Source organism: Chromobacterium vaccinii (genome assembly GCF_000971335.1).
Lineage (GTDB): Bacteria > Pseudomonadota > Gammaproteobacteria > Burkholderiales > Chromobacteriaceae > Chromobacterium > Chromobacterium vaccinii.
Genome location: NZ_JZJL01000049.1, coordinates 1 through 21,550 on the forward strand (window position 1 = coordinate 1; position 21,550 = coordinate 21,550).

Annotated in this window: 23 protein-coding genes and 1 tRNA gene; 17 read left to right on the top strand and 7 right to left on the bottom strand. The window is 59.8% G+C overall.

Translation table 11 applies throughout. The features are described 5' to 3' along the window. Both VL52_RS19070 and VL52_RS19075 read left to right on the top strand, forming a co-directional pair. Positions 1-769, top strand: a 769-nt coding sequence (locus VL52_RS19070) for a Tim44 domain-containing protein (RefSeq protein WP_046158527.1), incomplete at its 5' end; no start/stop codon positions are given. Between the two features lie 170 nt (positions 770-939). Then, positions 940-2,142, top strand: coding sequence for a sensor domain-containing phosphodiesterase (locus VL52_RS19075; RefSeq protein WP_046158528.1), 1,203 nt, complete (start codon positions 940-942; stop codon positions 2,140-2,142). Positions 2,143-2,205: 63 nt separating this feature from the next. On the opposite strand, the gene VL52_RS19080 is transcribed toward VL52_RS19075, so the two are convergent. From VL52_RS19080 to VL52_RS19095, 4 genes are read right to left on the bottom strand one after another with little or no spacing between them, the layout of a single operon-like run. Beyond that, entirely contained in the window at positions 2,206-2,793 is a 588-nt protein-coding gene (locus VL52_RS19080; protein WP_046158529.1) for a BON domain-containing protein, read from the bottom strand. Between the two features lie 3 nt (positions 2,794-2,796). Further along, the gene (locus VL52_RS19085; RefSeq protein WP_021475806.1) at positions 2,797-3,387 is read right to left on the bottom strand and encodes a phosphoheptose isomerase; all 591 of its coding nucleotides are present in this window, start codon (positions 3,385-3,387) and stop codon (positions 2,797-2,799) included. A 24-nt stretch (positions 3,388-3,411) separates the two neighbouring features. Next, positions 3,412-3,750: a YraN family protein gene (locus VL52_RS19090; RefSeq protein WP_046158530.1), complete on the bottom strand. Its 339-nt coding sequence runs from the start codon at positions 3,748-3,750 to the stop codon at positions 3,412-3,414. Next, entirely contained in the window at positions 3,747-4,889 is a 1,143-nt protein-coding gene (locus VL52_RS19095; RefSeq protein ID WP_046158531.1) for a penicillin-binding protein activator, read from the bottom strand. The genes VL52_RS19090 and VL52_RS19095 overlap by 4 nt, the downstream gene beginning before the upstream one ends. Before the next feature lie 60 nt (positions 4,890-4,949). Here VL52_RS19095 and rsmI point away from each other — a divergent pair, with 60 nt between their 5' ends. From rsmI to VL52_RS19135, 8 genes are all read left to right on the top strand, one after another. Further along, positions 4,950-5,780 carry a 16S rRNA (cytidine(1402)-2'-O)-methyltransferase gene (gene rsmI / locus VL52_RS19100; protein WP_046158532.1) on the top strand — a complete coding sequence of 277 codons (831 nt, stop codon included), beginning with the start codon at positions 4,950-4,952 and terminating at the stop codon, positions 5,778-5,780. A gap of 58 nt (positions 5,781-5,838) precedes the next feature. Then, a tRNA-Leu gene (locus tag VL52_RS19105) sits at positions 5,839-5,923 on the top strand. A gap of 242 nt (positions 5,924-6,165) precedes the next feature. Then, positions 6,166-7,353, top strand: coding sequence for a tyrosine-type recombinase/integrase (locus VL52_RS19110; protein WP_046158533.1), 1,188 nt, complete (start codon positions 6,166-6,168; stop codon positions 7,351-7,353). Positions 7,354-7,584: 231 nt separating this feature from the next. Continuing rightward, positions 7,585-8,910, top strand: coding sequence for a hypothetical protein (locus VL52_RS24780; RefSeq protein ID WP_144410326.1), 1,326 nt, complete (start codon positions 7,585-7,587; stop codon positions 8,908-8,910). Between the two features lie 729 nt (positions 8,911-9,639). Beyond that, positions 9,640-9,858, top strand: coding sequence for a helix-turn-helix transcriptional regulator (locus tag VL52_RS19120; RefSeq protein ID WP_011134203.1), 219 nt, complete (start codon positions 9,640-9,642; stop codon positions 9,856-9,858). A 30-nt stretch (positions 9,859-9,888) separates the two neighbouring features. Further along, complete coding sequence (locus VL52_RS19125; protein WP_046158535.1) at positions 9,889-10,614, top strand: hypothetical protein; 726 nt, start codon at positions 9,889-9,891, stop codon at positions 10,612-10,614. A 13-nt stretch (positions 10,615-10,627) separates the two neighbouring features. Beyond that, on the top strand, positions 10,628-11,608 hold the full coding sequence (locus VL52_RS19130; protein WP_046158536.1) for a P2 family phage major capsid protein: 981 nt from the start codon (positions 10,628-10,630) through the stop codon (positions 11,606-11,608). A 10-nt stretch (positions 11,609-11,618) separates the two neighbouring features. Continuing rightward, a complete protein-coding gene (locus tag VL52_RS19135; protein WP_052729408.1) occupies positions 11,619-11,900 on the top strand; it encodes an Ogr/Delta-like zinc finger protein in 282 nt (93 codons plus the stop codon). A 40-nt stretch (positions 11,901-11,940) separates the two neighbouring features. Here the strand turns inward: VL52_RS19135 and VL52_RS24785 are convergent, their stop codons facing one another. Then, entirely contained in the window at positions 11,941-12,327 is a 387-nt protein-coding gene (locus VL52_RS24785) for a hypothetical protein (RefSeq protein ID WP_144410327.1), read from the bottom strand. Between the two features lie 400 nt (positions 12,328-12,727). Between VL52_RS24785 and VL52_RS25260 the strand changes: the two genes are divergently transcribed. Genes VL52_RS25260 through VL52_RS19155 form a run of 3 tightly spaced genes read left to right on the top strand, consistent with a single transcriptional unit; the run spans position 12,728 to position 16,039 of the window. After that, positions 12,728-12,904 (top strand): hypothetical protein, encoded by a 177-nt coding sequence (locus tag VL52_RS25260; RefSeq protein WP_200896054.1) that lies wholly within the window; start codon positions 12,728-12,730, stop codon positions 12,902-12,904. Continuing rightward, positions 12,901-13,227: a DUF1484 family protein gene (locus VL52_RS19150; RefSeq protein ID WP_046158539.1), complete on the top strand. Its 327-nt coding sequence runs from the start codon at positions 12,901-12,903 to the stop codon at positions 13,225-13,227. The genes VL52_RS25260 and VL52_RS19150 overlap by 4 nt, the downstream gene beginning before the upstream one ends. 10 nt (positions 13,228-13,237) lie before the next feature. Then, the gene (locus VL52_RS19155) at positions 13,238-16,039 is read left to right on the top strand and encodes a toprim domain-containing protein (RefSeq protein WP_082113837.1); all 2,802 of its coding nucleotides are present in this window, start codon (positions 13,238-13,240) and stop codon (positions 16,037-16,039) included. 620 nt (positions 16,040-16,659) lie between these two features. Here the strand turns inward: VL52_RS19155 and VL52_RS25085 are convergent. Continuing rightward, positions 16,660-16,836, bottom strand: a complete 177-nt coding sequence (locus VL52_RS25085; protein WP_160298968.1) for a hypothetical protein — start codon at positions 16,834-16,836, stop codon at positions 16,660-16,662. Positions 16,837-16,985: 149 nt separating this feature from the next. Here VL52_RS25085 and VL52_RS19160 point away from each other — a divergent pair, with 149 nt between their 5' ends. Continuing rightward, positions 16,986-17,597 carry a hypothetical protein gene (locus VL52_RS19160; protein WP_046158541.1) on the top strand — a complete coding sequence of 204 codons (612 nt, stop codon included), beginning with the start codon at positions 16,986-16,988 and terminating at the stop codon, positions 17,595-17,597. A 664-nt stretch (positions 17,598-18,261) separates the two neighbouring features. After that, complete coding sequence (locus VL52_RS24790) at positions 18,262-19,197, top strand: hypothetical protein (protein WP_144410328.1); 936 nt, start codon at positions 18,262-18,264, stop codon at positions 19,195-19,197. Positions 19,198-19,866: 669 nt separating this feature from the next. On the opposite strand, the gene VL52_RS19165 is transcribed toward VL52_RS24790, so the two are convergent. Next, positions 19,867-20,130 (bottom strand): helix-turn-helix domain-containing protein, encoded by a 264-nt coding sequence (locus VL52_RS19165; protein ID WP_046158542.1) that lies wholly within the window; start codon positions 20,128-20,130, stop codon positions 19,867-19,869. Between the two features lie 271 nt (positions 20,131-20,401). Between VL52_RS19165 and VL52_RS19170 the strand changes: the two genes are divergently transcribed. Next, a complete protein-coding gene (locus tag VL52_RS19170) occupies positions 20,402-20,782 on the top strand; it encodes a DUF1484 domain-containing protein (protein ID WP_046158543.1) in 381 nt (126 codons plus the stop codon). Positions 20,783-21,112: 330 nt separating this feature from the next. After that, positions 21,113-21,520: a hypothetical protein gene (locus VL52_RS19175; RefSeq protein WP_046158544.1), complete on the top strand. Its 408-nt coding sequence runs from the start codon at positions 21,113-21,115 to the stop codon at positions 21,518-21,520. Positions 21,521-21,550 lie beyond the last annotated feature (30 nt).

Sequence of the window (21,550 nt, forward strand, 5' to 3'; positions counted from 1 at the left end):
CGCGGCCGGCGCGGTGGCGGGCGCCGCCATCGGCTACATGGCGGGCTCCTCCGGCAACGACAAGGCCGCCCAACAGGGCCAGCAGCAAAACGCCGCTCCGGCCGACCAACAGTCGCAAGCGGCCCACCAGCCCGCGCAGCAGCCTGAAAAGGGCGGCATGCCCTGGGGCATGCTGGCGCTGCTGGGCCTGGTTCTGGTCGGCGGCATGATGTTCTTCCGCCGCAAAGCCGGCAACCCGGCCGCCAACGCGCCGCAGCCGGCCGGCATGCCGCGCGGCATGGCCGACAACCATGGCCAGTCGAACTTCGACGCCATTCCCAAAATCGGCTCCGGCCTGAACGGCGGCGCGGCCCCGGCCGGCAACGGCTTCGGCGGCGGCTTCAACGCGGCGCCCGCTCCGGCGCGCCTGCCGGACGGCACCGAGACCCCGCACTTCCTGCGCCAGGCCAAGGCCACCTTCCTGCACCTGCAGAGCCTGAACACGCCTGAGAGCCTGGAAGAAGTGCGCAAGTACATGACGCCGGACCTGTTCAGCGCGCTGGCCGGCGACATCGCCGGCAACAGCGGCGTGGCCGACTTCTCGCAGCTGGACTGCCAGTTGTCCGACGCCACCGTCGAGAACGGCGCCTACATCGCCAGCGTCACCTTCAGCGGCAATGTCAGCGAGGAAGTCGGCGCCCCGGCCGTGCCGTTCACCGAAACCTGGCACTACGTGAAGGATGGCGGCACCGGCGGCAAGTGGCTGGTGGCCGGCATTCAGCAAGACTGACGAGGCGGCGCGCGGTTGTTGTTTTTGCCGCGCGCTTAACAATCGTTGACGACGGGCCTGAGGGCCCGTTTTTTATTTCTACGCCCATGCACTAAACTGGAATGCCGATTGCTTCAGCAGCGGACAAGGGCCAAAAGAGCCCGCATCTTGGACACGGAGGCAGTATCGCGATGACAGCATTCGAGCACGCCGGCCTGAAAATCGGCAGCCACTTCCAGCCTGTCTACAGCCTGGCGCACCGACGCAGCATAGGGGTAGAGGCGTTGCTGCGCGCCGAACAAGGCCAGACCGCGCTCTCACCCGCAGAAGCCTTCTACACCGCGGTGTCGCCCGAGCAGCGCCACCAGCTCGACCTGGCGGTGTGCCGCGCCCATATCCAGCGCTACCTGCAGCTGCAGTCCGACCATCCCCGCTGGCTGTTCCTCAATATCGACGCCGCCTCGCTGTCCCGCCCGGACCGCGCGATGGCGCTGGTCAACCACATCCGCCAGGCCGGCCTGGAGCCGCACCAGGTGGTGCTGGAAGTGCTGGAGCACGTGCTGGAAGTGGACGAGGCGCTGATCGAAGGCGTCAACATCCTGAAGAACAATGGCTTCATGATCGCGATCGACGATTTCGGCGTCGGCCACTCCAATCTGGAGCGGGTGTGCCAGCTGGAGCCCAGCCTGGTCAAATTCGACCGCCAGCTGCTGCGCAACGCCATCGTCCAGCCGCGCAGCCGCGCCCTGCTGTCCAGGCTGGTGCGGCTGATGCACGAAATCGGTGCGCTGGTGGTGGTGGAGGGCATCGAAACCGAGCGCGACGTGCTGGTGGCGATGGATTCCGGCTGCGATCTGATCCAGGGGTTTTTCATCGCCAAGCCGGCGGAGGCCCCCGACGCCGACGAGCTGATCACCCCCAGGCTGGACGAGCGCTGGGACGAATTGATGGCGCACGCGCTGCTCAAGCGCAAGCTCACCCGCCGCCAGATCGAGCTGGCGCGGCAATGCTTCGTGCAAAGCGCGATCTCGCTGATGCAGAACACGCCGTTCGACCTGGCGGCCAAGCCGATGCTGTCACTGCCGGACGTGATCCGCTGCTTCCTGCTGGACAGCGAAGGCCGGCAGATCGGCCGCAACCTGAACAGCCGCCAGTCCGCCTCCAGCACCGACCCGCGCTACAGCCCGCTGGCCGACACCACCGGCGCGGTCTGGTCGCGCCGCAGCTATTTCCAGCACGCGGTGGACCAGCCCGGCGTGCTGTACATGAGCGAGCCCTACCTGTCGATGACCGACCCGCGCTCCTGCGTGACGATGTCGATGGCGATCGAGATCGACGAAAACCTGCACGTGCTGTGCGCCGACCTGCTGGTGCCGCAGCACGACACCCTCTGAAGCCCTCCGCGCGGATAAAACAAAAGCGGCCCGGATGGGCCGCTTGCTCATTGCGCGCCGCGCTTACTGCGCCGGCGTCACGTCCTGAATGTACTCGAACAGAGTCACCACCTTCTGCACGCCGGCCGTCTCGCTGACCACGCGCGAAGCCTCGACGCCCTCGCCCTGGGTCACCAGGCCCAGCATGTAGACCACGCCGCGCTCGGTCACCACTTTGATGTTGTTCGGATTCACGCCCTTGCCGTCCAGCAGCCGGGTGCGCACTTTGCTGGTGATCCAGGTGTCGTTGCTGCGCTCGGAGAAGCCGGATACCGGGCCCACCGTGGTGTAGTTGTACACGCGGCGCACATTGGGCAGGCCGCGCACGATCAGCTCGGCCTGCTGGCGGGCCTCCTCGCTCGGCACCTCGCCGGTCAGCAGCACCGCGCGGTTGAAGCTGGTGCGGTTGACGTGGGCCGACGGCAAGCGGTTGGCGATCTGCTCGCCGGACTTCAGCTCGATCGCCTGATCGTCGACATAGGCGCCGCTGGTGCGGCGGTCCGACGCCACCAGCGCGCCGCCGGCTGCGCCCGCGGCCACCAGGCCGACGCAGCCGCTCAAAACGCTGACCAGCCCCGCGGCCAGCAACAATGCAAATGCGTTGCGCTTCATTTCTTACTCCCCTCCAAGCAGCATGCAGTCAATGGCGTCGCACAGCGCGTGGATCAGCAGGATATGGACTTCCTGGATCCGGCAGGTGCGCAGCGACGGCACGTTCAGGTGTATATCTTCCGGCGACAGTATTTCAGTGATCTTGCCGCCGTCCTTGCCGGTGAGCGCGATCACGCTCATGCCGCGCTCGTGGGCGGCGTAAACCGCCTCGATCACGTTGGCGGAATTGCCCGATGTGGAGATCGCCAGCAGCAGGTCGTTGGTGTGGCCCAACGCCCTCACCTGCTTGGAAAACACCATGTCGAAATCGTAGTCGTTGCCGATGGCGGTCAGCCCCGAGGTGTCGGTGGCCAGCGAAATCGCCGCCAGGCCCGGGCGCTCCTTCTCGAAGCGGCCCACCATCTCGGCGGCGAAATGCTGGGCGTCGGCGGCGGAGCCGCCATTGCCGCAGGCCAGAATCTTGCCCTCGTTCATCAGGCAGGCCACCATCCGCTCGGCGGCCGCCGCCACGCCGGGCGACAGCAGCTCCATCGCCTCCTGCTTGGCGGCGATGCTTTCCAGGAAATGGCCGTTGACCCGGTCAATCAGATCCATTGGGGAATCCCCTTTTCTCAACAGTTACTGCGTGATCACATTCTTCAGCCACTGCGGCTCGGCGCCGCCGACGCTGACTACCGCGTCGAAACGGCAGGGCGAGTCGATATTGTGGCTGCTTAGATAGACTTCCGCGGCCAGCATCAGTTTCCTTTGCTTGGCCGCGGTGATGCTGTCGGCGGCGCCGCCGAAGCGGCTGCCGCCGCGATGGCGGACCTCGACGAATACCAGCGCGTCGCCGTCGCGCATGATCAGGTCCATCTCGCCGCCGCGGCAATGCCAGTTGCGCGCCACCAGCTTCAGGCCGCGCGCCTGCAGCAAGGCCAGCGCGCGATCCTCGGCGTCCCGGCCGGCCTGGTTCATTGCAGCGCGTTGCCGCCCATCACGCCAGCCGGCAGCTGGCGCTCGAACACGCGGTCCCGCCCTAGCTTCAAATCGCCGGTGACGCCGTCCAGCCTCACCGCCGCGCCCGGACGGCTGACCGCCAGCTGCACCGCCAGCCGATAGGCGTCGATGCCCAGCGCGTACAGCCGCTCGGTCTGCCGCGTCAGCGGCATCGCCGGATGCGGGTAACGCTGCACCGCCGGATGCGCCGGCATCAGGAACCACGGCATGTCGATGAAACGCACGCCGGCCAACTCCGCCTGCGCGCCGCCGATATTCAGCTGCGAAGTGCCGTACACCGGCACATCCGGCGTCAGCGCCGACTTGAACTTGGCCGCCTGCGCCACGTCCAGCGCCAGCGCGACGGCGTCGGCCTGGCCGGCCGCCTGCAGCAGCGGAGTCATGTCGTTGGCGTCGAAAGCCATCTGCCGCGCCGGCTTGCCGGTCACGGCGCGCCATTCATCGGCGAAGGCCTTGCCCAGCCGCTGCGACAGCGCATCGCCCCCCACCACCAGCAACGGATTGGCGCGGCCGTCGTCGCGCATCATCCGCGCCAGCTGGCGCGCCTCGCCTTCGACGATCAGCGACAGCGAATACAGCTTGGGATTGGCCGCCGCCTGCCGGTCAATCGAATTGAGCGCGATGGTGGGCACCGTCACCGACGGCGCCAGCTTGGCGATGGATTCCCGCGACAGCGGCCCGATCACCACGTTGACGCCATCCGCCACCGCGGCGCGGTAACGTTCCACCACGTTGTCGCCGGTGGCGTCCACGCTGTAAAGCTCGGCGCTCTGGTCCACCTGGGCCGCCGCCTCGACGCCGCTGCGCACCACCGCCGCCGCTTCGCCCAGCGCCGACGACTCCGTCGGCAGAATCACGCCTATCCTGATCTTGCCGCGCGTGGCCTGCTTGGCCGCCAGCGCGCCGGATGCAGGCACATCGGTCCGAACCTCAGCCGGCGTCGGCGTCGCCAGCCTGGGCGTCTGGCCCGGCGGCTGCACCAGCGCGCGCATCGGCGCGCCGTTGCTTTGGATGATATAGTCGGGGGTTTGCGCCCCGACCGGCGTCAACCACGTCAGCAAGACGCCAACCAACAACAACGGAGTCAGTCTTTGCATACCTCGTTCGCCCACCTTATCGATGCCGCCAGGGATAGTTTCTGTAGCGGGACATTATATGTGGTGGCCACGCCCATTGGAAATCTGGCCGACATCAGCGCCCGCGCGCTGGCCTCGTTCGAGGCCGCGGACGTCGTCTGCGCCGAAGACACCCGCGTCACCGGCCAGCTGCTGTCCGCCTACGGCATCCGCGCCAAACGGCTGGTCAGCCTGCGCGAGCACAATGAGCGCGGCATGGCGGAACAGGTGGTGCGCTGGCTGTCCGAAGGCCAGATCGTGGTGCAGGTATCCGACGCCGGCACCCCGGCGGTGTCCGACCCCGGCGCCCGGCTGGTGGAGGCGGTGCGCGCCGCCGGCCACCCGGTGCGCCCGCTGCCCGGCGCCAGCGCCGTGATCGCCGCGCTGTCCGCCAGCGGCTTCACCGCGCCCACATTCCAGTTCCACGGTTTTCTGCCGCCCAAGAGCGGCGAGCGCCGCAGGACGCTGCAGCAATGGCTGTCCGCTCCCCACCTCACCGTCTGCTACGAAGCGCCGCACCGCATCGTCGACGCGTTGGAAGACATCGTGGCCGAACTGGGCGGCGAGCGCCGGGTGATGATCGCCCGCGAGCTGACCAAGACCTTCGAAACTTTCCGCGCCAGTCCCGCTGCCGAGTTGCTGGAATGGGTGAAGGCCGACAGCAACCAGCAGCGCGGCGAGATCGCCCTGATCATCGACGCCGCCCCCGCAGCGGAAGCCGACGCCGACGCGCCGCCGGCCGAAGCGCTGCGCGTGCTGGAGATCCTGGCCGCCGATCTGCCCACCAAGCAGGCCGCCACCCTGGCCGCGCAGATCACCGGCGCCAACCGCAAGCAGCTGTACGACCACGCGCTGAAACTGAAAAAAGACTGAGCGCCAACTATTTACAAGCGCTTGGCGCAAGGTTAAGATTCGTTCTCTCGCAGATGTTGCCCGGATGGCGAAATTGGTAGACGCAGGGGATTCAAAATCCCCCGCCGCAAGGCGTGTCGGTTCGAGTCCGACTCTGGGCACCAGCGACAACTCCGAGAGAGTCCGAGAAGTACCAGGAAACCCGCACAGCACAAGGCTTTGCGGGTTTTTTGTTGTCCATTTTGATCCGGACTCATCCAGCTAGATCCAGCATTTTTGTGTATAGATCCGTGTATAGATGCCAACGCAGGGCTAAAATCTATACACACCCTCCTCATAGGCTCGCAGCTCAAGGCTGCGCGCCCATCGCCACCAAGAGCGAATCTATACACAGGAATCTATGCACATGGCCCTGACCGACCTTGCCATCCGGCAAGCCAAGCCCCAAGACAAGCCCTACCAACTCGCCGACGGCGAAAGCCTCTATCTCGAAGTGTCGCCATCCGGCGGCAAGCTCTGGCGCTTCCGTTTCCGCTTTCAAGGCAAGGCCGGCATCCTCGCCCTGGGCAAGTACCCTGCAGTTGGTTTGAGCGATGCGCGCCAGAAGGCCCACGAGGCGCGAGTACAGCTCGCCCAAGGCATCAATCCCAGCCAGGCCAAGAAAGAAGCCAAGGTTGTCGCCCAGATCGCGGCAACCAACGCTTTCGAGCTGGTGGCCAGAGAATGGCATGAGAAGCAGCTCGACCGCTGGACGCCAGATCATGCGCGGCGAGTGATGGACTCGCTGGAGATAGACGCCTTCCCCGACCTGGGCAAGCTGCCAGTACCCGACCTGACCGCTCCCCTCATCCTGAATACCATCCTAAAAATCGAAAAACGCGGCGCAGTCGAAACCGCGCAACGGGTTTTGCAGCGCATCAGCGCCATCATCCGCTTTGCCATCCAAACCGGCAGGGCCACGGATAACCCAGCAATCAACCTTGTAGGGGCGATACGCGCAAAGAAGGTGGAACACCGCCCGGCACTGCCACGCGGCGAGCTGCGCGAGTTCTACCGCCGTTTGGCGGCCGAACAACTCTATATCCCGACCCGCATTGCCATGCATCTGCTGATGCTGACCTTCGTTCGCCCTGGTGAACTGCGCGCCGCGCGCTGGGAAGAGTTTGATGAAGAGCGGGCGGAATGGCGCATCCCGGCCGAGCGCATGAAGATGCGCGAGCCCCACCTTGTACCGCTATCGTGTCAGGCGCTGGAGCTGCTGAAAGAACTGCGCCCGTTGACCGGCAGAAGTGCCCTGCTCTTCCCTGCCGTGACAGACCTCAAGAAACCGATGTCAGAAAACACGCTGGGCTATGCCATGGGCCGCATGGGCTACAAAGGCACGGCAACCCCTCACGGCTTCCGTGCGCTGGCTTCGACAGTTCTTAACGAAGAAGGCTTCGATCCAGATATCATAGAGAAACAGCTCGCTCATGCAGAACGCAATAAGGTGCGCGCTGCCTACCATCGCGCTGAGTATCTGGAAGAGCGTAGGAAAATGATGCAGTGGTGGGCTGAATTCTTAGGTAACCACCAAGAGAGTAGTATTTCCTAGCAACGGAGAAGAAACGTGGCAGCTCCAGGCCACTTGCGGACTGTTGATACACCCTCAGTCAAGCAGCTATTTGACCCTATGGAATGTGATGCCACCCTTTCTGGTTAATGACATCGAATTGTGATGCTATGCGAGATACTCGGATACTAGACCTTCTGTCCGCTTTTTCGTAACGCAACAAGCAGACAATTTGACGCCAAAACGCTTTAAATTCATTTGGAATTATTTACTATGGCTGACGCTGACAACGCGTTTGAAGAAGAGGAAATTGAGGCCGCTACTCCCATCGAGGAGGTTGTTGCTGCAAAGAAACTATTAGCAGAACGATGCAAAGAGGCAGGAATTGCACTTGAAGAAATAACAGTCCCCTATGAGGAACCAAGGCTTAGGGTTGGAATGAAATGCGGTCGCAATACTCGTTGGCTTAATCTTTGGACTGACGATAATAGTATTATGCGACTACTTTCAATCCCGTTCGAGAAATACTCCTATCTTTCTGGTCTTGAAGCGGTATGTTCCTATGCCGATGGCACTATAGAGGCTGCGATACGACCACTTGCACCTGTTATCGGACCATCAAGTTATATGCTCCGACGCCTCTTTGGATTTGATCCCCAAAATGATCAGTTCGACATCGAATCTGCAAAAATCTCCGTACCCGCCACACAGGAGGGTTTACCTCACATCGAGATTAGCCCTGCTTCCGAGGTATTCACTCGATTGGCGAGGCCTCCAGGTAGAAAACGGGTAACCCTTAAGTTAACCGGGTGTCATGTCTCGACGCATGACACTGCACTCGCGTTACTAAATAAGGCCGCGGGATCGATACTATTTCAGCTGGATTTACTTACCGACTTCCCAGTAGGTCTTGAAAAAGAGCGTCGTCACTTTCCCGGTGCACGTAAGCCAAGGAGGCAGCAAAACCAAGCCACCGAGTTACAGTACCCCAAAATACAATTCGAAAACGCCCCGCTCTCGTTGTATTGGTACGGCAGAAGTGCAACGGGCATGCCGTTGCTTCAGTTTCTAGCCTTTTACCAAGCTATAGAATTCTATTTCCCTATTTACTCTCAGTCCGAGGCCCAGCGTAAGCTGAAGGCGATATTGAAAGACCCGACTTTCCGCGGAGATCGTGATACCGACATTGCGCGACTTTTGGCCGCTATCCACATTAGCCGAAGTGGTGCGTTTGGTGATGAAAGATCGCAGTTACGCGCAACGCTTATGGAGTGCTCAGACTCTGACGAGTTACGGCGATTCATGGGGGAAGATGCTGAGAGAAAAGAGTTCTTCCTAAATAAAGCGAAGGCGCTGCCATATCACAAAATTCCCTTAGCAAATACATCCGTCGATCTTAGAAACGATGTTGCAGACCGAATCTATGACATTCGCTGCAAAATCGTTCATACCAAGGCTGACTCGAGGGATGGTGACATTGAGTTACTGCTTCCCTTTACACCTGAAGCCGAACAGCTTTCATTCGATATAGAGCTTGTTCAGCATCTTGCGCAATTGGTACTGGTGGCAGGCAGCACCCCATTCAACGTGCATAGTTAGACTACGTTTCCACCGGGCCTGGGTAAAAAACTGCACAGGTCTGGTGAATGCCACAGTTGAGTGTCCGCTTTTACCCAATAACAAGAGCGGCGCTGGGTTGATTCCAGCCACGACATGCGTGGCAATCGATTGATAACACTGGCTTTCCCATAAACGCCCGTTGCTGAACGCTGCTATCCAATGAGCTTGTCTTAGTTCGCTTGTCGCGCCTGACAGTGCAGTGAGATGTTAATGGCCTCTTTTGCCCTCAGCCCCCAGCGCGCGCTATCGAAGCCCCGCCTCGCCCCCGCGCTTCATGTGCAGCTAATCATGCACCTGCATGAACTCGCGCCAGCCCCTTGTTGCATAGGCTGGCGCTTAGCTTTTCCCCTGCCGCGATTCATGCGTTTTCATGCACTCTATGCATGCAGTCGCGCTTTTCGCTGACTGACGTTTCCGCCCTTCTCTCTCCTCTCCCGCTTAAATCTGCCGCCGAGTATGTCCGATGGCGTCCGTATGGGTCCGATACCGTCCAGCCATTCAAAAATCGCCCCGCTTCTTTCCGTTTCCTCGCCTGTCGTCAATAGCCAAATCCACGTTTTTTCGCCTTTTCAAGTTTCGTTGTTGTGTGGCGATTCCACACAACAAGCCCGCCAAACTCGATTTGAAATTTCTGAAATACTGCATTCGCTGATCGGCGTGTCCGATTGCATCCACAGCTATTCAGACAAAACGATAAGGACAAATCCAATGACCGCCAATGCCCCTTCGCTCACCGCCCAGCCGCTGCGCTTTCTGCGCTTGCCGGAAGTCATCTCCACTTGCGGCCTGTCCCGCTCGTCGGTGTACGACGCCATCAAGCGCGGCAGCTTTCCGGCTCCGGTGCCGCTGGGCGGTAAAAGCGTGGCCTGGCTGTCGTCTGAAATCGATGTCTGGATGGCTGGACGCATCGCCGCCCGCCACGCCTAACACCCCAACAAACGCACCCGGACTCAGAACATGCATATCCAGAACCCCCACACCCAAGAAACCGTCGCTTTCGCCGTCGCCGGCCTGACTGAACGCCTGGCCGCCTTCGAGCAAGACCTCAACGCCTGGCAGACCCTGGCCGACAACGCTTCGCGCCGCGTGCAAACCGCCGAGGCGCTGCGCAGCGAAGCCGAGCAGACGCGCAAGGATTGCCGCCAGGCGATGCGCTCGACCTTGGGCATTCCCACCAAGGCGGTGCGCGAGCTGAAGAGCAAGGAAATGGCCAATCTGGAATTGGCTGAGGAGACGCTGAAGATCGCCGAGGAAGAGAAGATTCAAGCGGAAGTGCAGCAAGAAACGCTGTTCGAGCAGCGCCAAGCGCTGGCCAAGGAGCGCGAGGCGCTGCGCCGCCAGTATTGGGACGCGGTGCTGGACGACCAGATCACGCAATGGGGGCAACAGCTGCCGGTGCTGGCGCTGCTGCTGGAGCAAGCGCCCAAGGCGTGCATCGAGCGGCTGTTCGGCCGCGCCGAGTTGCGCAGAAATCAAGATGAGTTCTATGCCGCGCAGCAGCCCGGCGAGCTGCAACAGGCGCTGCAAGCCGCGCCGCAGGCGGAGCCGGATGAGTTGCTGGCCCTGCTCAACCGTCCCCTGCCGGCGCTGGCCGAACCCGCCTCGATGCAGCACAACCCCATCGCCCGCATGCGGTATCAGGCCGAACGCGACGCGCAATACCAAACCCTGATCAACCGCTAAGCGAGACAACGACATGCAAAACGCTACCCGCCAAGCCCTGGACCATTTCATCGGCCGCTACTTCAGTCATATGGACGCGCATCAAACTCAGGACAGTTGCCACGCCGCCCCGGAGCCGCAAGCCGCGCAGGCCCGCATCAATGCGTTGAAGACCCATAGCCGGCTGCTATCCGCCATCAACATCCTCGGCGTGGCGAACATCAAAGGCCGCTCGCAAAACTTCGACCTGGCCGGCACGCTGGCCGCGACAGTGGACACCAACCGCCATGCACGCCAGCCCGCGCAAAAGACCTGGCAACCGGCGCAATACTTCTGCCGGCAGACCAACTTCGACGCGGCGTTTGATTACGAGACGCTGGACGCCTGGATGAGCGAGACGCAAGACCAAGCCTTGTTCGAGGCCCGCGCGCGGCAGACGCTGGAGCGCCGCATCTTGCTGGATCGGGTGATGATTGGTTTCCATGGCCTGATACGCGCCGCCGACTCCGACCGGGCCAAATATCCGCAGCTGCAGGACGTCAATGTCGGCTGGCTGCAGCAGATCCGCGAGCAAGCGCCGCAAGCCTGCCTGGAGAGTGTCAGCGTCGGCGAAGGCCAGCGTTTCCACAACCTGCACCGCCTAGTGCGCCATGCCGTCAACCATCTGCTGGCGCCGGCCTGGCGCGATGATCCGCTGTTGGTGGCGCTGGTGGGCGCGGACCTGCTGCCGGATGCGGTGTGCGAGTCGAACGAGCCGGGAGACGATCTGGTGTTCCACAAGCAGCGCCTGGGCGGCTTGCAGGCGGCGACGGCTGCCTTCTTCCCCGGCGACAGCATCCTGATTACCCGGCTGGACAACCTGTCGCTGTACTTCAACCAAAATGCCGTGCGCTACCGCTATCAGGAAGACCCCGCCATCAACAGCGTGCTGTTCTACCACTCCAGCGAAGACGCCTACGTGGTGGAGAACCTGGCCGCCTGCGCGCTGATTGAAGACGTGGAAATCGTGGACTGAGGAGACGGACATGGCCTTTCCCTGCCCGCTGTGCGGCGCGGTGTCGAGAGTGCGGACCAGCCGCATGCTGACCGCCACCGCCAAGGAGATTTACTACAACTGCAGCAATGACGACTGCTGCCACCAGTACAAGACGATGGAAAGCGAGCCGCGCACCGTCGCCCAGCCGATCAAGGGCGGCGCGCTGATTCCGTCGGAGCGGCTGCGCACGCTGCCAAGCGTGGCCAAACCCTCGCCGCCGCCGGCGCTGACGGTACAAGCCGGCCGGATTCAGCACAGAGTCTTGAAGTAATGAAAATGGCCCGCTGGAGGGCGGGCCATTTCTCTGAAGTCTATTTATCGGCGGCAATGGCCATCAATAAATCGTATTCCTTTTGATGGGACTTCAATCTTTCCCGGAATAGTTTGGCTTGATTTTCCAGCTTCGCAAGCTCATCGGACATTAATTGCTTTTTATCGTGATATATAAAATCAATCTCTTCCAAAGCGGCGCGCACTTGTGCGGGACTGTATTTATGACGCACCTCTTTTTCAGTCATGCCAATACTAGGCCACACCGATTCTTCAAATCGGCGTACAAATTTCTTTTTACCGCCGCATTTTTGACACGACGTATAGTATTCAACATACCTAGCAATGATTTTTCGGCTTGTTCTGATTTTATAAAAACCGCCACATGCAGGACAAGGACACCACGAAAAACTACCCACAAAAGCCATAACGCCCTTCGACCAAAATAAAAGGCCCCTGCCAGGGCCTTGGGTACAGCAAAACTAAATCCAACCATCCAGCACCATTATATCCCGATGAAATTCACCGCTCAAACGCAATATGTGAATCACATGCTTGACAGCCCCGCCCGATTCCCGCACCATTACCGCGTCGTGTTCAATAGCGCGACCGGGATTGGCGTCCTGATTACGAAGGCGGATAGCCGCCTATTGCGGCATTTTTTACGTCCGTTAAACACCATTGGTGCGTCTTCTTCTATGGCGGGCCTTGGTGGGAGCGTGCATGCACGCGCCGGTTCCTTCGTACCGGTACGCCAATCCTGCCTTGTGCCTGCCACCCCCGATTGGCGTCGGGATGGCAAGCGTAACGCTTACGAAGGAGGTTTCCATGCCTGGCATCATCCTGCACGCTTTCCGCGCCCTATTCCCCGCTACTGCAATTCCCGTTTCCACATTGCCCAACGAGGCCCAAGCTCGCGCGCTCGCCGCTTTGCTGGTCGCCCAGGGTCAACGCGCCTTGATTCATCGCACCGCCGCCGGTTTCGCCGTGGAGGTGATCGCATGAGCACCCTGCCCCTTCTCGCCCCGCTGGCCCTGGCCGCCATCCAACGCGAACTGATCCTCCTGCAGCAGTTGACCACCCAGCCGGAACACGCCGCCTTGCGCGAGCCGGTGGCCCAGCTGGCCGGCCTGTGCGAATCGGTCGAAGACGTGGTGTCCGGCGGCATCTGCCGTCTGTCCGGCACCAGCGAGACGCTGCAAGGGCTGCTCGATCTGCTGCGCCACGCCGAGGACCAACCTTTGCCGGCCCATCGCGTCGCCGGCCTGCTGGCCCCGCTACAGCAGCAGGTGGTCCACGCCTGCTCCGAAATCGGCCAAATCCTCTAAGGACACAGACATGCATGCTAGAAACCCTCTCCCGCGTACCGGGCGAGACGCCCCCGGCTTGTCTGGCGGTTCGCAAACGGCGCTTGGCCAGTGGTTCGACCAGTTGAAGGACAGCATCGACTTGCACGACCTGGCGGCCCGGCTGGGCCTGACGCGCCAGGGCAAGGGCAACTATCACAGCCCGCATCACCCGGACAGCAGCGCCTCGCTGTCGATCTTCGCCGACGGCCGCGGCTGGAAGGACTGGAGCGGCGACGCCGGCGGCAGCTGCATCGACTTGCTGCGCTTCTGCCGGCCGGAGCTGGACACGCCGCTGGCGGCCGCGCGGCTGCTGGGCGACTGGTACGGCATGCCGCAACCGAAACCGGCGATGAAGGACAAGGCCGCGCCGGCGCGCAAATCCACCCTCGACTACATTGGCGAGCGCTGCCTGGCGCAAGCCGATTCGGCTATGGCCTACCTGGCCGGCCGGGGCATAGCCGAGGCGGTGATCCGCCGCGCCATCCAGTGCAAGACGCTGGGCTGGAACGATTGGCACAGCGCCAAAGTGGCGGCCGGCGAAGTCGGCCACGGCGGCGCGGCCGTCGCCTTTCTGGTGCGCAGCGGCGGCCGGCTGGCGGCAGTAGATCTGCGCTATGTCGATCCGGCCCTGAATGGCGGCGTGAAGACGCAATGCCAGGGAGAACGCGAGGGCCATGGCTGGTGCAGCGATCCGGCGCGGCTGAAGCGGGCGCGGATGGTGGTGATTGTGGAAAGTCCGATCAATGCCTTGTCGGTGGAGTGCTGCGCATCATCCGATGTGGCGGCGCTGGCGCTGCGCGGCGTCGGCAACGTGGACAGCATCGACTGGACCGCCTTGCGCGGCAAGCGGGTGCTAGTGGCGCTGGACCACAGCGACCCGGTCAACCCGGCCACCGGCTTGCGGCCGGGCCTGGCCGCCGCCTGGAAGCTGTCGGAGAAGCTGATTGCCGCCGACATCGGCCATTTGCTGGTGGACATGCAGGAATGGGACGAAGGCGAGGACATCAACGATGTGCTGCAACGCCATGGCAAGGACGAGCTGACCGCGCGCTTGCGCAAGCTGGAGCCGTGGCTAGTGCCGGGCATGCCTGGCGGCGGCGAGCGTTTGGAGGGTACGCGGCGGGTGCAGCTGCCGGGCCATGACTTCGCGGTGTACTGGCGCTTCCGGGTGAAGGAGGATTTCACCCAATACGTGGACGAGTTCAAGACCGACGACGACGGCAAGCGCTCGGAGACCTTGGGCGATCTGTGTTCCTTCCGCGTGGCCAGCCTGTCGCGGCTGCGCATTCAGAGCCATCTGGCGACGATCAGCGGCGCGGCCGACCATCAGCCGGAAACGGTGTTCGGCATCAGCGCCCAGCTGGCGCGCCATGGCACGGTGTTGCATCGCGAGGTGGCCACCGACGACAAGCTGTACAACCTGGAATGGTGGAAGGGGCGTTTCGGCGCGATCTGGAAGCCCGCGCAGTTCCAGCGCCTGGTCAATCTGATGGAGCGGGCGGCCGACCTGGGCGCGCGCGATGTGGTCAACTTCGTCGGCCTGTCGTGGAAGGCCGGCGCGCTGGCCGCGCAGGAGGGGCAAGACTGCTATTTCGTGGAGCCGCAGAAGCAATGCCTCTACTACAACCTGACCTTCCCGCGCGGCACCCAGCAACAGGCGCGGACGGTGATTCAAGCCTATCAGGACACCTTCCGCGACAATGCGGCCGCCATCGTGTTGGTCTGGGGCTTGGGCACCCATCTGAAGAACCTGCTGGGCTTCTATCCGCACTTCCAGATGCAAGCCGAGAAGGGATCGGGCAAGTCCAAGCTGCTGGAGAGCCTGCAAACCACTTTGGCGTTTCAGGTGCTGTCCGGGCAGATGCTGAAGACCGACCACCGCCGCCGCGCCTCGGTGTCCTTCACCTCGCAGCCGGTGGGCTGGGATGAATTCTCCAAGCTGCCGAAGACGGTGCTGTCGGACATCGACGCGCTGCTGCAATCGACCTATCGCTTCGAGTTCACCCGCGTCGGCGCCAGCCTGACACCTTACCTGATGTGCGCGCCGGTGCTGCTGGCCGGCGAAGAGGTGGACGCGCAAAGCCTGCAATCCAAGCTGTGCCGCAGCAGCCTGTCGAAAGAGCGGCAAGGGGCGATCATTCCGCATGATCTGCCGGTGTTCCCGCTGTGGCCCTGGCTGCAGTTCCTGGCCGACGTCGAGCCGGCCCGGCTGCGCGATCTGCATCGCCATTACCTGGGCGTGTGCGAGCGGCACAGCCGCGCCCCGGCCGGCGACGCCACCGCGCGGCGGATGATGGAGAACTACGCCGCCCTGCTGTGCAGCTGGGCCTTGCTGTGCGAGTTCGCCGACCTCGACCCTCAACAAGGCGGCTTCATTGAAGACCTGCTGGCCGAGATGAACAGCCACATCGTGGACACCGACGGCAGCCGCCTGCCCTGGGTGTGGATCATGGAAATCCTGCTGTCCGAGCTGGAGGCCAGGCGCTACGACTACCCGCACTGCTGGGACAGGGTCAAGCATGCCGATGGCCACACCGAAATGGCGCTGTTCATCCGGCCCAACCATGTGATGGACCATCTATCGACCGCGCCGCATCTGCGCGCCAAGTTCGACGCGCTGCCGGTGAAGACCGGCCGCATCTTCAAGAACCAGCTGCTGCAAAGCCCGGTGGTGCTGGCCGACGGCGTCGAGAAGACCATCCACGGCCGCCGCCAGGGCCACCTGACCGCCATCAGCCTGGCGCAACTGGAAAAGCTGGGCCTGTACGCCGCGCCCGACGTCCAGCCCTAAACCCAAACCAGCCGCCCTTCCCCTCGACAGCCCGCCTTGTGTGGGCTGTCACGCTTTGCCCCGTTCAAACTGCGCAACAGCAAACCCTTCCCTACATCAAATATGACAATGGCACGCACAAAACAGCGAGAACGGCCGGCAATCGCCGGTTTCCGCGCCATTGGGTGTGGGAGGATGTGAAAAAATTCCGTGGATTGCCCCCTCTTCTCCACCTAAGTCATTGATTGTTGAGAACAACCCATCCACGGTTTGCCCTCAGAAATCCACGGTTTCGCCTCCCACTTCCACGGTTTGCCCCGATTCTTCCACATCGCCGTTTTACGGCTTCACCCCTCTTCCTCTCTTCTTCTTTTATAAAAAACAAAGAGATAGAGAAGGAAAGCAGTGAAAAAGGAAGCAAGAGGCCATCCACGGTTTCGAAGAGCTGCTTAAAAATTAATCCACGGGTTTGCCGGCCGATGTGGTGGAAATGGTGGATTCGCCCTTCCCTTCGTGGCATTGATTTTATTGAAGTTTCTGACGCACCCACGGAATCGGGGGGCGAGCTGGGGGACAAACCGTGGATGAAAATCCATTGCAGGACAAGGACTTAGGGGCCGATCCACGGTTTCGGAGGGATTTTAGGTGTGCGTGCCTGGCTGGGCGATGGGGAAAACGCGGTTTACAATCGACTGCTGACGGCCATGAGCAGCCACTCGCACCTTTGACCAAGTGACGCCAGCTAAGCAACTTTTACCTGCCAATGGTTTGAGCTTGAACGGGATCACCAAACTGTCCATGAAGCTGATGGACCACATTTACGGGCTCGTTGTTATATCAATGCCCTTACGCGCCAAGCGATTGAGCTATAAATTCTGCCATCAATAGCAATTGCTATACACTACCGCTCGCATGAAGACTGTTAAATATCAAGACAGTTTGCACGCCCTTTCCTCGGAGATTAAATATGGATATCAGCCTAGAGTCTCTAGGCAGTGCGCTGGCAGTTATTGCATCTATTGCTGGCATCGGCTCGTTCTTGGTGAGCCTGAAGAAACCGGACGCAAAAAAAACCACCAACACTCCGCTGTCTCAGAACACTACTTCTCAATCGACCAGCGGCCCCAATAGCCCCATTATTGCCAACACTCAAGGCAATGTAACGGTCACTATAAATGCTGGGAAGTCAAAGCTTGACATTCCGAGCTATGACTTCTCGCTGCAGCCATTTCCAGGCTGGCGCAGAGACCCAGAATTGGGAGCCAAGTTCAACCAGGCAATGTTTGCGTACTTGGATAAAACAGTCTTTTTGTCGATTACTTTATCCGAGGAAATGACAGAGGATGTTAGTGGGGATAGCGATGCCTACGGCCGGAGAATATTTACGGTCCCAAATAATGCAGACGACACCGGCTCTGGAGGGGCGGAGTATCTGATACACCTATCGAAGAACGATAGTTTGCCCTTCGAAATTCGAGACAATCTCGCATTGCTGTCAGGGTATTTCAAGATTTACGATATTAACGGCCCGCGACAAGGTTACATGTCCGTGAATCTTCGTCCAGTAAGCGTCGACTAAAACGTAGTCTCAACAAACCACGGTAAGCGATCCTTTGAGCGGCTAACAAAATCCTCCCTTCGTTAAACTTGAAGGTCTGGAAAGGGTCGAAAACTGCTATTTCAGAATGTGTATATTTTTGCGTATAGACGCATTTTTCACATCAATAAAAACAAAATAATAACAATGGCTTAGCATGTCTTTTCGATAGAGACTCTGGCACCACAAGACATCAAGCGAAGCAGACAACCGCACGGCTCAAGCCCTGCGGTTTTTTGTTGTCCATTTCTGGCCTGAGCCGCCCTCCCCAACCGGGGCGAGATCCCATCTCCCTTGTCCCCACCTGCCTCGATGAGGCTGCTCCTATCTGTCCGCCCCTCCACACAATCCGCAACTCACCCTCGCTGTGGAAGTAATGATCTCGGTGCTTGAGAGCTTTTTCGGTAAGCGTTGGGCTTCGTGTTACTCAGCCCAACCTACGGCCCTGACACACACCATTAAAAATAAGGTACGCGAAGCATACCGTCATGCTACATATTTAGATGAGAACCGAAATATGATGCGATGACTAGAAGCTCCATTGAAAATACATATGCAAAAAGAAAAATAGTAATTTACACATCAAAGCACTAACCAACTCACTTGAAAATTCAATCTCAAAACTGACAATCAAGGAGAAGATTTCATGTGCATGAAAGAAGTAAGGCGTTTCATTCGGCTGTTTTCCCCTGATTGTTTATTACCATGTTTATGGGAGTCAGAAGAACTCGCACAAGTACAACTTGAGCGCGAAAGATATACCGTATCAAAGGTCGCGAAAGAATTCATCACAAGAACCAAAGCAAGCCATTACCTTCTCGCCCGCGAATCTACTAAAAATGAACAAAATGAGGATCAAGAACGGGCCAATACGCTGCTGAAAAACATCAACTATACTTGGAATGAGCTATTTGAGCTAGAAACACTAGCCATCAAACTTTCACCTTTACACCTTCTCCCTGCAGTAGCCCCTGAGTTATTCCCTAATTATTTATCCTCCTCTCCTAGCGAGGAGAAAAAAGATGATGAAATTCGAAATAAAGCATTATTCTCAAAATCAAAAGGACAACATGCCTTCCTGAAATCAATAGGTCATGAAAAGGCTGTTGACCGACTTAGACTCCGCCTTCTGATATTCACTTCACTTGTATTTCTCACAGGATTGCTCTACCAAAACCACTATCATCCGCTCACAGATTTGCTGGCTTACTCCATGGGATTTGGATTGCTAGGCTCATTCTTCAGCATCCTTCATCGGATTCAAACGATTGGAGGAAAAGAAAGCGACGAAACGATATCGATGCTAACAAGTGGTTCATGGAGCCTATATCTTTCTTTAGCAAGTGGTATTGTTTCAGGCACTTTAATATACTTCTTCTTTTGCGGGCATATAGGAGACTCTATTTTCTCCACAAATCTAATTCCATCGCTAGACAAAAGCGGCCTGTTTCATAGCGACAGCTGCAGAATGGCAATATGGGGATTTATATCAGGATTTTCAGAGCGATTCATTCCTGACTTATTATCAAAACTAGAAAATGGGAGCAGTCAGACAAAGAATCCACAACCCCCTACCAAGTAATATATGAACCGTATATTACGACTAAACCCTGCGAAGCCAAACGTTCACCGCGCAATGAAAGGCCTTGAGTCCGCTTTGCGGACAAATATTTAGGTGCCGGTTCCGCCCGGCTGGACGGGTCCATGTCTTTTGCTTCGCCAAAAGAAATGGACGAAAGAAAAGGCGACCCAACAGCGCTGCGAAACCCCGCCCCCAAAACTATTTTCAAGGAGCCGCCGGAACTAGCCGTGCGCTAACATCGCACGGCGTCGAACAGCCGGCGGCTTAAAACCTTGGAAAGGGCTTCGGAATCGGCTTGCGCTGATGGGATAGGGGCAAGTCGGTTCGGTTCAACAATCGGATACGCCCGCGCAATGCAACGCCCGTAAACAGCTGGCACGTTTGCGATGCACCCCAGTCCCTTCAAGCCTGCCGACGGGTGGCAGGCCCGAGGTTTTAAGCGGCTGCCTGTTTGAGTCCCGCGACGGTAGCGCGGGGCGAGTTCAGCCGCGCCTCGGGCCTGACGGGCCCCGGCGGGGAGCCGAAGGCCAGGCTTGCAGGGTGGCCTTTAGGGGTGGAGGGGATATTTGTCCACGCAAATATCCCCTCCCTGCAGCCGGGCAGCCCCGGCAATCTAAATCATCATCCGCACAGCGGATTCCAAAAAGCGCATAACGGGCAGACCCGCCGCTACTTATTCGCCTTGTCCAGCAGCCCACCAAACATCTCTGGGTCCACCAAGTCTTTCAACGCAACGCCCAAGGCGTCGGCCAGTGCACCCATATTGTCGATGGAGACATTGCGCTCGCCGCGCTCAATCTCCGACACATAGGTTCGGCTCATCCCCGCCTGCAAGGCCAATGCCTCTTGCGACACGTCGTTCAGCCGTCTGGCGATCCGCAGATTGCGGGCGAAAACCGCGCGGGCGGTTGAGGGTTTCGTTGTGTTTTCCATACCCCGATAGCATCAGCGCTTGCTTGTGCCGAGGCCACACGGTATGATTTGCAAAATGATAACTATAAGTGACTTTTTGATTGTTATTGATATCTTCATGACACTCATTATGTGCTATGCGCTGCTGTGGCAGCCAGACATGGAGGTGCTTATGCAGAAGACTCCCGTTCCGTGATTCACAAACGTCTTGCCGCTGTCGCCCTGCCTTGACCACATCTGGAGCCTTGTCCGCCCAAGCACTGCAAGGCTCAATCAAAATGAGGGTTTTGCCATGCCTAGCATCACCCGCAGTTCGTCGCGCTTCGCGTTCTCCCTGAACAACCAAGCCCCCACGCATCCACCCAGCCTGTTGGCCATGACCCGGCTGCATGAAGCCTTTGCCGCCTTGCAGGAGCAGTTGGCCAATAAGGACCAGTCCAAAGTCAGAGAGCCGGCCGCGCGCGTCGCGCATTTATGCCAGGACATCGAGCAGGCGGTGGTGGAGTCCATCTGCCATCTCGCCCATGGCCAGTTGGGTTTGCAATCCGTGATCGATCTATTGGCTTGCCTGGGCGACGACGTGCGCCTGCCGTCCAGCCGCATCAAGGAATTGCTGGAGCCGCTGGATAAACGGATGAACCAGTCCCTCACCCTGCTCACCCGCGTGCTGTAAACCTTCCTCCATAAAGCCAGCAACCCGCCGCTTAACTGCGGCTGGCTGTTTTGGACTCTGCGATGCGTCGGGCGGTGCAATGCCCGGCGGGAAGGTGACTGTATCGACAGATTTCTAGCCGGGTATTGCACCCTACACACTGGCTGTTTTGGATTTGGCGATATGCCGAGCGGCGCAATACCCGGCGGCAAGGCAGGGGCATCGACAGGCTTCTGGCCGGATATTGCACCCTACGCTCTACATTTACGACACGCCTGCCGCCCCGCCGCCAATGGCCCATAGGCCTGTTTATCGTCATAATCCGCCGTTTCAACCCAAGCGACGCCGCCCATGAAACCGCTCATCGCCACCCTCCTGCTGCTGTGCTGCGGCTTCGCCCAGGCTCAGGACTTTCCGGCCGGGGCATACGGCCACGAATACACAGCGCAAGCCGGCGAACCGGTCTGGAACCTGCGCATGGTTGGCGATGGACTGGAGCTGAGCGGCAGTAGTGGAAACGCGCCCGTATCGCTGCACAATTTATCGGCCGCGGAGCGGGCTGCTTTCTGGCAAAAGATGGGATGGCCGGCGAAAAGCAGCGCGGCCGCGCAGTGCGCCGGCAATGGCGACGATCTGTTTTGCCAGGTGCCCAAGCGCGTTCGCTCCGGCATTTCCTGGCTGAAAGACAATGTGTCGGACTTTTTCCATTACAGCGAGATGGGCGGCGTGATGGAAATCAGCCGGCTGCCGCCGCGCTGATTTCCGCGCCGCCCCTTGTTTCCGCGCCGC

Coding starts and splice junctions, on each gene's coding strand:
- VL52_RS19075 (WP_046158528.1), top strand. CDS start 940: ATGACAGCATTCGAGCACGCCGGCCTGAAAATCGGCAGCCACTTCCAG.
- VL52_RS19080 (WP_046158529.1), bottom strand. CDS start 2,793: ATGAAGCGCAACGCATTTGCATTGTTGCTGGCCGCGGGGCTGGTCAGC.
- VL52_RS19085 (WP_021475806.1), bottom strand. CDS start 3,387: ATGGATCTGATTGACCGGGTCAACGGCCATTTCCTGGAAAGCATCGCC.
- VL52_RS19090 (WP_046158530.1), bottom strand. CDS start 3,750: ATGAACCAGGCCGGCCGGGACGCCGAGGATCGCGCGCTGGCCTTGCTG.
- VL52_RS19095 (WP_046158531.1), bottom strand. CDS start 4,889: ATGCAAAGACTGACTCCGTTGTTGTTGGTTGGCGTCTTGCTGACGTGG.
- VL52_RS19110 (WP_046158533.1), top strand. CDS start 6,166: ATGGCCCTGACCGACCTTGCCATCCGGCAAGCCAAGCCCCAAGACAAG.
- VL52_RS24780 (WP_144410326.1), top strand. CDS start 7,585: ATGGCTGACGCTGACAACGCGTTTGAAGAAGAGGAAATTGAGGCCGCT.
- VL52_RS19120 (WP_011134203.1), top strand. CDS start 9,640: ATGACCGCCAATGCCCCTTCGCTCACCGCCCAGCCGCTGCGCTTTCTG.
- VL52_RS19125 (WP_046158535.1), top strand. CDS start 9,889: ATGCATATCCAGAACCCCCACACCCAAGAAACCGTCGCTTTCGCCGTC.
- VL52_RS19130 (WP_046158536.1), top strand. CDS start 10,628: ATGCAAAACGCTACCCGCCAAGCCCTGGACCATTTCATCGGCCGCTAC.
- VL52_RS19135 (WP_052729408.1), top strand. CDS start 11,619: ATGGCCTTTCCCTGCCCGCTGTGCGGCGCGGTGTCGAGAGTGCGGACC.
- VL52_RS24785 (WP_144410327.1), bottom strand. CDS start 12,327: ATGGCTTTTGTGGGTAGTTTTTCGTGGTGTCCTTGTCCTGCATGTGGC.
- VL52_RS25260 (WP_200896054.1), top strand. CDS start 12,728: ATGCCTGGCATCATCCTGCACGCTTTCCGCGCCCTATTCCCCGCTACT.
- VL52_RS19150 (WP_046158539.1), top strand. CDS start 12,901: ATGAGCACCCTGCCCCTTCTCGCCCCGCTGGCCCTGGCCGCCATCCAA.
- VL52_RS19155 (WP_082113837.1), top strand. CDS start 13,238: ATGCATGCTAGAAACCCTCTCCCGCGTACCGGGCGAGACGCCCCCGGC.
- VL52_RS25085 (WP_160298968.1), bottom strand. CDS start 16,836: ATGTGGTCCATCAGCTTCATGGACAGTTTGGTGATCCCGTTCAAGCTC.
- VL52_RS19160 (WP_046158541.1), top strand. CDS start 16,986: ATGGATATCAGCCTAGAGTCTCTAGGCAGTGCGCTGGCAGTTATTGCA.
- VL52_RS24790 (WP_144410328.1), top strand. CDS start 18,262: ATGTGCATGAAAGAAGTAAGGCGTTTCATTCGGCTGTTTTCCCCTGAT.
- VL52_RS19165 (WP_046158542.1), bottom strand. CDS start 20,130: ATGGAAAACACAACGAAACCCTCAACCGCCCGCGCGGTTTTCGCCCGC.
- VL52_RS19170 (WP_046158543.1), top strand. CDS start 20,402: ATGCCTAGCATCACCCGCAGTTCGTCGCGCTTCGCGTTCTCCCTGAAC.
- VL52_RS19175 (WP_046158544.1), top strand. CDS start 21,113: ATGAAACCGCTCATCGCCACCCTCCTGCTGCTGTGCTGCGGCTTCGCC.